Source organism: Streptomyces sp. NPDC004647 (assembly GCF_040609575.1).
Taxonomy (GTDB): Bacteria; Actinomycetota; Actinomycetes; order Streptomycetales; family Streptomycetaceae; genus Streptomyces.
In genome coordinates this window covers 1-9,528 of sequence record NZ_JBEXKU010000144.1, presented here as the reverse complement: position 1 = coordinate 9,528, position 9,528 = coordinate 1, and the positions used below count along the sequence as shown (strand labels likewise).

The 9,528-nt window shown below is 70.9% G+C and carries 11 protein-coding genes and 1 pseudogene; 3 read left to right on the top strand and 9 right to left on the bottom strand.

Translation table 11 applies throughout. The features are described from left to right. The 4 genes from ABZW18_RS33375 to ABZW18_RS33360 form a co-directional block, all read right to left on the bottom strand. On the bottom strand, positions 1 to 693 hold a 693-nt coding region (locus ABZW18_RS33375), incomplete at its 3' end, for an HAD family hydrolase (protein ID WP_356194926.1). 1,198 nt (positions 694 to 1,891) lie between these two features. Further along, the gene (locus ABZW18_RS33370; protein ID WP_356194924.1) at positions 1,892 to 2,068 is read right to left on the bottom strand and encodes a hypothetical protein; all 177 of its coding nucleotides are present in this window, start codon (positions 2,066 to 2,068) and stop codon (positions 1,892 to 1,894) included. 15 nt (positions 2,069 to 2,083) lie between these two features. After that, positions 2,084 to 2,689: a response regulator transcription factor gene (locus ABZW18_RS33365; protein ID WP_356194921.1), complete on the bottom strand. Its 606-nt coding sequence runs from the start codon at positions 2,687 to 2,689 to the stop codon at positions 2,084 to 2,086. Continuing rightward, positions 2,628 to 3,950, bottom strand: a complete 1,323-nt coding sequence (locus ABZW18_RS33360; RefSeq protein WP_356194931.1) for a sensor histidine kinase — start codon at positions 3,948 to 3,950, stop codon at positions 2,628 to 2,630. The genes ABZW18_RS33365 and ABZW18_RS33360 overlap by 62 nt, the downstream gene beginning before the upstream one ends. Positions 3,951 to 4,320: 370 nt before the next feature. On the opposite strand from ABZW18_RS33360, the gene ABZW18_RS33355 reads away from it, so the two are divergent. After that, complete coding sequence (locus ABZW18_RS33355; protein ID WP_356194918.1) at positions 4,321 to 5,121, top strand: class I SAM-dependent methyltransferase; 801 nt, start codon at positions 4,321 to 4,323, stop codon at positions 5,119 to 5,121. A gap of 158 nt (positions 5,122 to 5,279) precedes the next feature. Here the strand turns inward: ABZW18_RS33355 and ABZW18_RS33350 are convergent, their stop codons facing one another. Both ABZW18_RS33350 and ABZW18_RS33345 read right to left on the bottom strand, forming a co-directional pair. Then, on the bottom strand, positions 5,280 to 5,552 hold the full coding sequence (locus ABZW18_RS33350; RefSeq protein ID WP_356194929.1) for a winged helix-turn-helix transcriptional regulator: 273 nt from the start codon (positions 5,550 to 5,552) through the stop codon (positions 5,280 to 5,282). Then, positions 5,507 to 5,659 carry a hypothetical protein gene (locus ABZW18_RS33345; RefSeq protein ID WP_356194915.1) on the bottom strand — a complete coding sequence of 51 codons (153 nt, stop codon included), beginning with the start codon at positions 5,657 to 5,659 and terminating at the stop codon, positions 5,507 to 5,509. Before ABZW18_RS33345 ends, ABZW18_RS33350 begins: the two co-directional genes overlap by 46 nt. Before the next feature lie 21 nt (positions 5,660 to 5,680). Here ABZW18_RS33345 and ABZW18_RS33340 point away from each other — a divergent pair, with 21 nt between their 5' ends. Beyond that, the gene (locus tag ABZW18_RS33340; protein WP_356194912.1) at positions 5,681 to 6,319 is read left to right on the top strand and encodes a histidine kinase; all 639 of its coding nucleotides are present in this window, start codon (positions 5,681 to 5,683) and stop codon (positions 6,317 to 6,319) included. Between the two features lie 90 nt (positions 6,320 to 6,409). On the opposite strand, the gene ABZW18_RS33335 is transcribed toward ABZW18_RS33340, so the two are convergent. Next, entirely contained in the window at positions 6,410 to 8,053 is a 1,644-nt protein-coding gene (locus ABZW18_RS33335; protein ID WP_356194909.1) for a hypothetical protein, read from the bottom strand. Then, positions 8,043 to 8,741, bottom strand: a complete 699-nt coding sequence (locus ABZW18_RS33330) for an ABC transporter ATP-binding protein (RefSeq protein ID WP_356194906.1) — start codon at positions 8,739 to 8,741, stop codon at positions 8,043 to 8,045. The genes ABZW18_RS33335 and ABZW18_RS33330 overlap by 11 nt, the downstream gene beginning before the upstream one ends. 185 nt (positions 8,742 to 8,926) lie before the next feature. On the opposite strand from ABZW18_RS33330, the gene ABZW18_RS33325 reads away from it, so the two are divergent. Then, positions 8,927 to 9,376: a hypothetical protein gene (locus ABZW18_RS33325; protein WP_356194904.1), complete on the top strand. Its 450-nt coding sequence runs from the start codon at positions 8,927 to 8,929 to the stop codon at positions 9,374 to 9,376. Between the two features lie 53 nt (positions 9,377 to 9,429). Here ABZW18_RS33325 and ABZW18_RS33320 read toward each other — a convergent pair. Next, a pseudogene (locus ABZW18_RS33320) lies at positions 9,430 to 9,528 on the bottom strand (GPP34 family phosphoprotein); the annotation flags it as partial.

Genomic DNA, 9,528 nt, shown 5'->3' with positions numbered 1-9,528 from the left:
CCGGCCGACTCCTCGACGGACTCGTGCCCGATCATCGTCTCGCTCACTCGGCGTCTCTCCTTGATCAGCAGATCCGCCGTTGATTAGACACTCCCTCAAGTCGGGGCTGCGGACGTGTGCCGGCCACTGCCGTCCGTCCGCGACCCATGCCGTCCGTAGCCCCGCAGAGCGGCCACCCGCGATGTCAATCTCGACGTTGTCCCCCACCATCCACCCGCCATCAGCGAGGGCGGCGCCGCAGAGGTCGGCGGCGGCTTGGAATATCGCCAGGGACGGCTTCCTCACTCCGACCTCCTCAGAGACGCACACAGCATCAACCAGCGGGGACAGTCCCACGACTTCCAGCTTGGCCCGTTGAATATCCGCGGCCCCGTTCGTGACGATCCCGAGCGTCCAACCTGCCGCCCTCATCCTGCGGAGGTCATAGTGCAGCCCCGCGCGACAGCGCGCCCGCGAAGCCATGCCCCCGACGTACTCGCTCCACAGAGAGGCAACCGGGTCAGCGAGACCGAAGGTGTCCCTGAGCCGCTCGAAATCCGCGGGGTAAGCCCTCTCACGCAGAGCGTCGCCAATCAGGCGTTCCGCGTGAGAGGGCAGCGCGCGAGTCGCGCTGAAGTCGCGAGCCCAGTCGGCCAACCCTCCCTGCCTGTCGATCAGGGTGTTGTCTAGGTCGAAGAGGGCGAGGCGCTGCACCCGGCGAACGGACGTCAACGTATGGAGCTGAATGAGACGGAGCAACGTGGCCGGGTGTGGCCACGAAGACAGGCCGCCCGCCAGGAGGAGCCTGAGCGGACCCTGAGTATCGTGCACGGGCGCCTCGCGCCCCGTCGGTAGCGCGGGGAGTGAGCGGGGAGTGGATCTTGGAAGGCGCGACTTCCAACGCCTCGCGAGACCAACTCATACCAAGGCCCTGACCTGTATTGAAGTCAGAAAGTGCAGGTCAACGATCTGTCCGTACCTAGTTCGGGACGAAGAGGTCGTGGGTTCAAATCCCGCCACCCCGACTGAAGAAACAACAGGTCAGGGGCCTGATCCGCATCGCGGGTCGGGCCCCTGATGCGTGCCCGGTGATCGTTGGGGAGAACTTGGGAGACGATCTTGGTCGGCTTCTCCCAGGCTGCCTTCCCCAGGTGTCGATCATGGCGCGCGGCGCACGTGACCGCGCCGCAACCGCAACCGGTCCGACGGGCACGAGGGATCGACGTCGAAGGCGATCAATTCCCTCCCAACTGGTTGCAGTCTCCTGCAGGCTGGTGGTGATCCGACTCCATGCAGCGGTGGGCAAACTCAATGAGCGACAGTCAGCGGTCCTGAAGCGCATCGGTATGGGTGCGGAGCAGGTGACCTCGAAAAACTCCGAGCCGGCGAACACGGTGTACGCGCTACGCGGCCGGGGCCTTGTGGTGACACCCAGGCAGTGCGGGGAGTGGGAGCAGAGACACAGACGCGGGGACGTTCTATCCGGAGCACGGGCACCTTCCGGACAGGCCGGCCCGGAAGGACGCGAAGAGCCCTACCCCTGCCCCAGGGTCCGGCAAGGCCGAGTGCCCCAGGGGCCGTCAAGGCCGAGCCCGGGGCCTCGAAGCCGACAGCCCGCCATCTCGACGCCCTCCCCCGCCTCGCAACCCGAGTACACCCGGCCCCGACTCCGGCAAGCGGCCGATATCTTCGAACGCGCCACCGGCCCCGTATCCGAACAGAAGACCAACACGACCGCGACCTGAGCGGTGCCGTCCGCGCCATGTGCACCCAGCCCGTGACAGGCCGACACGACCAACAACCCATCTCAAGCCGTAGTGCCTGTCCCAGCTGCAGACCGCCTGCCACCAGGCCGCCACCGCACTGCCGCCCGCACACGCCCAGCGCAAACCACCAGTGGCACGGCCGAGCGCTACGCCAGCAGGTCCACGAGATCGTTCCCGATCACCCGCAACAGGACCTCCGTGATCTCGCCTGGCACGCAATCGCCGCTGCCCTCACCGAAACCGGGACGGCCGGCCACGACTCCGAACGACTCCTCCAGTACGCCTCCCGCCGGCGCAACATGGACGATGCCCGCTCCCCGCACAAGTCCTCACCGGCGTCACGGCAGCAATCGCTGCTCTTTGGCGACCGACACCGCGCCCGCTCGGGTCTCCACCCCCAGCTTTCCGTAGATCCGTCCCAGGTGGGTTTTGACCGTGGCCTCGCTGATGAACAGGGCTCGGGCGATCTCCCGGTTGCCCAGGCCGCGTGCCAACTGCTGGAGGATCTCGCGCTCGCGCTCGGACAGGGCGGGGCGCGGGCTGCGCATCTGGGCCAACACCCGTTCGGCGACCGGGGCCGACAGTGCGGTGCGGCCCGACGCCGCGTTGCGGATGGCCGCGAACAGTTCCTCCGGCCGTTCGGCCTTCAGCAGGTAGCCGGTGGCGCCCGCTTCGATGGCGCGGGTGATGTCGGAGTCGGTGTCGAACATGGTGAGCACGAGCACGCGTGGGCACGGCGTGCCGGGGCCCTCCCCGCCGGCTGACGACAGGTGGCGCGTGGCCGTCACACCGTCCATGCCGCCGCCGAGCTGGAGGTCCATCAACACGACGTCGGGTCGGACGCGGGCGGCCACGGCGAGGGCCTCCTCACCGCTGCCCGCCTCACCGACCACCTCGATGCCGTCGGTGCTGGACAACAGCGCACGCAGCCCGGCACGCACCATGGCATGGTCGTCGCACAGCAGCAGCCGAATCGGCGTGGACGGCTCCGGTGGGCTCACTGGGCGGTCTCCCTCGGGGTCTCGGGGACGAGGGGGTGAGGGGAACGGCCGCCGACACCACGGTGCCCTCGCCCGGCGTGGATTCCACGGTGAGCGCGCCGCCCGACTGCCGTGCCCGGATACGCATGGCCGGCAGCCCGTGCCCGCGCGCCCGGTCCGCTTCGGGGGCCGGCGGCACCTCCCGGCCGGAGGCGGGGGGAGGGCCGTCCGGGTCGAAGCCGCGGCCGTTGTCGGCAATGTCCAACGAGATCTGCTCGCCCAGACAGGTCAAGGTCAGCGCGGCCCGCGTCGCCGCGGCGTGCTCACGCACATTGGCCAGCGCGCCCTGCGCGATGCGCAGCAGTGCCGCCTCGACCCGCTCCGGCAGCGGGCCCGGAGTGCCGTCGAGCCGGAAGGCCACCGTCAGCCCCGCACCGCTCTCGCGGTCGGCGAGCGCGCTCAACGCCTCGGCCAGGGTGCGCTCGGCGAGGTCTGCCGGGGCCAGGTCATGGACGAACCGGCGTGCCTCGGCGAGGCTGCGGGACGTGATCTCGGCCGCGTCCCGGATGTGCCCGCGGGCCGCGCCCGGGTCCGCCTGCCAGATGCGCTCGGCGGCCTGCAGCAGCATCTGCTGGCTGGACAGGCTTTGCGCGAGGGTGTCGTGGATCTCCGTGGACAGCCGCTGCCGCTCCGCCAGGATGCCGGCCCGCCGCTCGGTGGCAGCCAGGTCACGGCGGGTGCGGACCAGGTCGTCGATCAGGACGCGCTGCCGGGCCGCCTGGCGCTGCAGATGGACCAGGACGGCGGTGGCGACCGCGGCGATGGCCGGCGGGGCGACCACCATATTGGGATTGACCGTGCCGTGTGACACGCGCACCTGGGAGGCGACGACCAGCGCGGTGAGACCGGCCACCACCGGCACCGCGATCCGCGCGGGCAGCGTGTGCAGGCCGGCGAACAGCAGCGGCATGGCGCACCATGTGGCGCTCGGGGCGAGGGCGAGCAGGACGATCCAGACGGCCGACACCGCGCCCAGCCAGGCCAGGTGCCGGGCGCTGGGCCGAGCGCCGGGGCGCGGTGCGGGTGTCAGCAGCCGTCCGAGGACGTAGAGCAGCCAGAAGACGGCGAACAGTGCGACGACCCATGCGGTACGCGTGTCGCCCTGGTCACGGGTCAGGAAGCGGGCGAGCGAGGAGCCCAGCAGCAGGAAGAACGCGGCGTGCATGACGGCCGTCAACCACCGACCGTCCGGATCGGGCCGCTCGCCCTCCCCCGGGGAAAGGCTCCCGATCGCGGCCGTCACAGGCCGCACGGCCGACGTGACTGTTCACCGTGCCGCACCGACGGCCTCCTCATCGCCTCGCCCGGTCTCCTGGCCTCTCCTCGCAGGGAGTCCTAACGTGCTTGGCGTGCTCAATGTGCCCGACGCGGTGCCGCAACCTCCAATCGGCTGATACCGGTGTCCCCCGAACCGTCCTCGTATCGGAGCCGGACGGCCGCGTCCGTCTCTCGCTCGTGCACCGAGGCTGTACCGAGAGCCGCGAGGCGAGGCGGTACGAACGCCGCGTCCGTAACGAACGAGGAGAAGAACCCGCGTGCCTGCCAAGAACGTCACCGTCAACCGCGCCGCCCTCGGGCACCGCATCGCCTACGCACTGCGCCACCCCGAGCGGGTGCCGCGCCACATGGCCCGCACCGCCCGGGACGCGTGGCTGCGCTACCGCTGGCCGGACCACGTCTCCTACTACCGCGCGGTGATGCGGTCCGACACCCGCGCCGACCCGGACGCTGCGGTCGGCAGCGCCAGCCACGAGCGGTGGCTGGCCCTGGGGGCGATGCAGTTCGACTACCTGCTCGGCCACGGTCTGCGCCCCGAGCACCGGATGCTGGAGATCGGGTGCGGCAACCTGCGGGCGGGCTGGCGGTTCATCCGGCACCTGGAGCCGGGGCACTACTACGGCATCGACATCTCACCCGACATCCTCGCCGCCGCGCAAAACACGATCGTGGAGATGGGGCTGCAGAAAAAGCTCCCCACGCTGACCCCGGTCCGCGACCTGACCCTGCGCTTCCTGCCCGATGCCTATTTCGACGTGGTGCACGCGCACAGTGTCTTCTCGCACTCCCCGCTCCCGGTCATCGAGGAGTGCCTGGCCAACGTCGGCCGGGTGCTGGCACCGGGCGGCTGGTTCGACTTCACCTTCGACCGCACCGAGGGCAGGGAGCACCAGGTGCTCCGGGAGGACTTCTACTACCGCACCGAGACACTCATCGCCCTGGCCGAGAAACACGGCCTGGCGGCGCGGTTCATGGCCGACTGGGAGGAACTGCCGCACGGCCAGTCCAAAATCCGCGTCACCCACGGCCCGGACAACGACAGCGAGCGGCACCAATGATCACGATCACCGCACACGGAGTGCCCCCGTGCCAACGGACCCGCCCGAGTGCGTGCTGCACGAAGCTCCCGGGCGCCACCTACCCCGAGCGTTGCCCGAGCCCACGGCGGTGACGTCGAACGTACCCTCGGCGCTGCGGAAGGGGGCCGCGACTCCGCTCACTCAGCCGTCGTGCGTTCCGCCCTCCGGGCCGGTGCCTGCTGCGCATGGAGCAGATAGCCGAGGTGCAGCCGGTTGCGTGCTCCCAGTTCTCGCATCAGCGTCGCGACATGACGCTGACAGGAGCGCAGCGACATCCCCAGGCGCTCCGCGATCTGCTTATCCGTGGCCCGTCCACCAGGCGATGGGCGATGGCCCTGCGTACGTCGGCCGTTGTGGCATCGGCCTACTCGCGGCTGTACTCGTACGGGAACGGCAGTGCTGTGTCCCAGAATCGTTCGAACGCCTCGGCGGCGAAGTCGATGACCTCGGGATCACGGACCAGGGTGGCGCCCCCTTTGGAGGTCGGGAGACCCCGCCCCAGGGAACGCACCGTCATGGACTGTGCTCCTGGCGCGATATGAACGGGAACCAGCCGACCGGCGCCGCCGAGCAGCAGCGGCGGTCCGCACGGAAGCTCCTGCCGTTCTCCCGGACAGACTTGGCGGTCGCCTCCGCCGTCACCGCATGCGAGGCGGTCGACGCCCTCTTCGCTCGGGAGACAGGGACACCCGTTCTCCGGCCCTCGACGGAACTTCTGGCCTTATCGGTCCTGTTGGGGGCGTCCGTACTGGCCTTTCTCACGATGCTACGGAAGGTCCGCGGGGCCCTGCCCGCCGAGAGGGCCTGCCGGCTGCAACGAGAACGCGATCTGCTGGTCGGGCGTGTCCGGGTAGCGGAGCGGACCAGGATCACCCGCGAGCTGCACGACGTGTTGGGCCACGAGGTGAGGCGCACCGTGCTGGCCGCCGGAATACTGGAAGTGACCGCCGCACAGGATCCGGAGGCGGTCCGCGCCCAGGCCCAGCAAATCGGAGCCACCGGTCGGCAGGCACTGTACGAGATGCGGACCCTGCAGATCGGAGCCACCGGTCGGCAGGCACTGTACGAGATGCGGACCCTGATGAATGGGCTGGTCCGGGACGGCCTCGCCGAGGCGCCGTCGTCGGCCGCCGTCGGAATCGAGGGGCTGGCGGACCGCGCCGGGTTGGCCGAATGAGCCGCGGAACACCCTGTCGGACGAGCCCTCGGCGGCGCCGTCACGTGATCCGCGCGAATCGACGGAGTCCGGTCCCGGGGAGCCGCCGGGTCACGCCTGCTGCCCGGCGGCGTGCCGCGCCCACAGCAGTTGCACGGCGCCGACAGCCAGCAGCCAGGCCGCTCCACCGGCCCCCAGGGCCCCCCGGTCGGCGGTGAGGACGAGGACCGGGACGGTCAGCATCAGCGCGCCCAGGGGGCCCCGTAGATACCAGGCGGTCATCTGCAGGGGGGCTGTGTTCCCGAACGGGGTCTCCACTCCGATGGCCACATGGGGCGGCATGGACCCGCGGTAGGCGCTTACCAGGGCCGCTCCCACCATCGTCGGCACACAGAGCAGCAGCACCAGCAGCCCCGGGTGCCACACCCCGGCGAGCGCGCCGCCGACGAGGCCCAGGGCCGTCGCGGCGAGCAGCAGGGCCGCCGGGACGGCCGCGTGCCACAGCGCAAGGGCGGCCGAAGAGTACGGGAGGTTGACCGATCTCCGCATGTCGTCGCTGTCCACCCGGGCCGGCTCCGCCAGTTGAGCCGCCGCCAGATACATCGCCGCGAGGGCGAGCCCGGAGCAGAGGATCTGGAGCCGCAGCGCGAGCGTGCCCATGGACGCGGTGAGCACCACCGCTGCGGCCAGCAGCAGGAGCGCCCACGCCGGCCGTCCCGGCGCCCGCAGCAGGCCTGTCGCGTCGCGCCACGGGACCACCAGCCACCGTCGGCGCGGTGCGGGCAGTCGCAGGGCGGGGCGCGCCCGGCGGCGGTGCGTCCCCTGGATGGAGAACTTGGCCTGCCGCAGGTCCATCGAGAACAGTGACGCCGTCACCTGGGAGACGACCAGGGCCCGTCGGCGCAGCGACTCCCCCGGGATCAGGGCGACGGCCCGACCGGATTCCCGTACGCCGAGCAGGAGGAGGCCGACGAGCAGCGCGGAGGCCAAGGGCCATCCGGGCGCCCTCCCCCCCACCGCGGCCAGCAGCGGCTGGGCGGCCCAGCCCCACGGGCCGGACCAGAGGAGGACATGGCCGGCCCAGGTCGGTAGGTCGTGCACGAACGAGAGCACCGACAGCCCGAGCAGGCCGGCCGCAGCCGTCCAGCCGAGCGCGAAGAGACCCCGGCCCTTGCGTACCACGGCGCTGTCGTGGCGCTCGACGAGGACACCGGACAGCACCGAGCCGACGCCGGTCACGGCGCCCGCCCAGGCACCGGCGACCGTCGGGCCGGGCCAGGAGCCGTTCACCCCGGTCGCCACCAGGAAACCCGCGACCGCTCCCGTAACGGTGCCGACCAGCGTGCTGAAGACGGCGGAGGTGAGGAAGCGGGGCATGAGGAGGGGCCGCCGCAGGAGCGGCAGCGGCACGGCCCAGAATGCTGTGGGCAGGTCGACCAGCACGGGCCCCCGCCAGGCGGCATTGCGCAGCGCGAGGAAGAGAACGGTCGCCAGGACGGCCGGCAGGGTCACTGGAAGCCCCGTCAGCAGCCGTCCGGCGAGGTCGCCCTGAGCGCTCCCCGGCTGCGACGCGTCGGCGGCGGCCAGCAGATACGGGGTGCCCAGCAGGGCGGCGACGACCAGCACGCCGTAGAGCAGCACGGCGTTGCCGCGCCGCTGCTCCCGCTGTTGTGCCCGCCTGGCCCGCCGCAGATGGTCGAGCGCTTCGGCCGTGGACTCGCGGAAGGCGGCCGGAGCCGACGCCTCAGTGAGCACGGTCCGCCCCCGCCCACTCGTGACCGGCGGCGTCAACGGGCACACCCGATTCGAGGACGAGTACGCGGTCGGCGACCCGCTCGGCGAGCTGCAGGTTGTGCGTGGCCATGAGGACGGCCGCGCCCCGCTCCTTGTGGGCCACGAGGCGGTCCGCCAATTCGGCTCGCGCACGGGAGTCCAGCCGCTGCTCCGGCTCGTCCAGCAGGAGGAGATCGTGCGGCCGTATGAAGGCCGAGGCGAGGAGCAGCAGTTGGTTCTGGCCCGAGGACAGCGAAGTGGGCAGGGCCGTCGCGTGATCACTCAAATGGTGGTCCGCCAGGGCCTGGTCCACAGTCTCGTCCGCAGCCGCGCCGAGGCCGTGCGCAAGGGCGACGAAGACCAGGTGCTCACGCACTGACAGGTCGGGATAGTAGGCGGCCGGGTCCAGCACGGAGGAGATTCGTGCCCGGGTGGCCGGGTCGTCCTCGCGGAGGGGAGAACCGTCGAAGAGGACCTCGCCCTCCGAAGCCGTCTCCCGGCCGGCGGCCAGCCGCAGAAGCGTCGATTTGCCGCAGCCGTTGTGCCCGACCAGCGCTACGCACTCGGCGGGTTTCAGGTGTAGCGAGACCGATCGCAGCACCTCCCGGTCCCCGTATCGGTGACTGACGCCCTCCAAGTGGAGCACGGCAGCGGCAGGCGTCTCGTCCATCAACAGCTTCACACCTTCGGGTATCGCGGAATCGACGTCGTGTGCCACCCCTGATTCTGGCGCTTCCGTTCCGGCGCCGGCACCGACTCAGGTCGGTGGTGGACCGCGACCAAAGTCGGGGACAGGGCCCCGCGGACCGCTGCGAGTCTAGGTGGGCAGCCGCTTCCACCGAGCAAGGAGTCCGCGTGCGCACCACGTTCGACCCGTTGGCGCTCGCAGACGCCCCCGAGGTGAACGAGTTCCTCCGCCGGATCGGCCTGGGCCAGCTCGGCGACTCGGACGTGGTCTCTCTCATCGGGCGCAACGACAACTGGGCGGGCGTCACCTCAACCGGCGCCGCCGTGTTCCTCAAACGCGTTCTGGGCGGAGACAAGACGTCGGTACGGCAGATCAGGCGCTCCCTTTCCTTCGAGGCGGTGGTCGGGCGCGTGGGCCGGGAGGAACTGCTCACCCCGCTCGTGCTCGGCCACGACGAAGCGGCACGGCTCGTGGTGACGGAGTTGCTGCCGGACGCCGTCAACGGGGCGGAGCCGGCGGAACAGGACGGGTTCGACGAGGGACTTGCCCATCGCGCGGGGCGGGCCGTCGGGCTGTTGCACGGCGCCTGTCACGGGTGGTGCCGCCCTCTGAGGTGAGACGTCCGGGCGCCCGTGATCACGGTGGCGGCGACCATCGCCACGTGCGGTCGTCACTCGCCCCGCCAAATGTTGTCGAAGGCCGCCTCCTCGATGGCTCGCCGTTGCCGCTCGGCCTCCAGTTCCCTCAACGCGTCATTGACGGCGGCGAG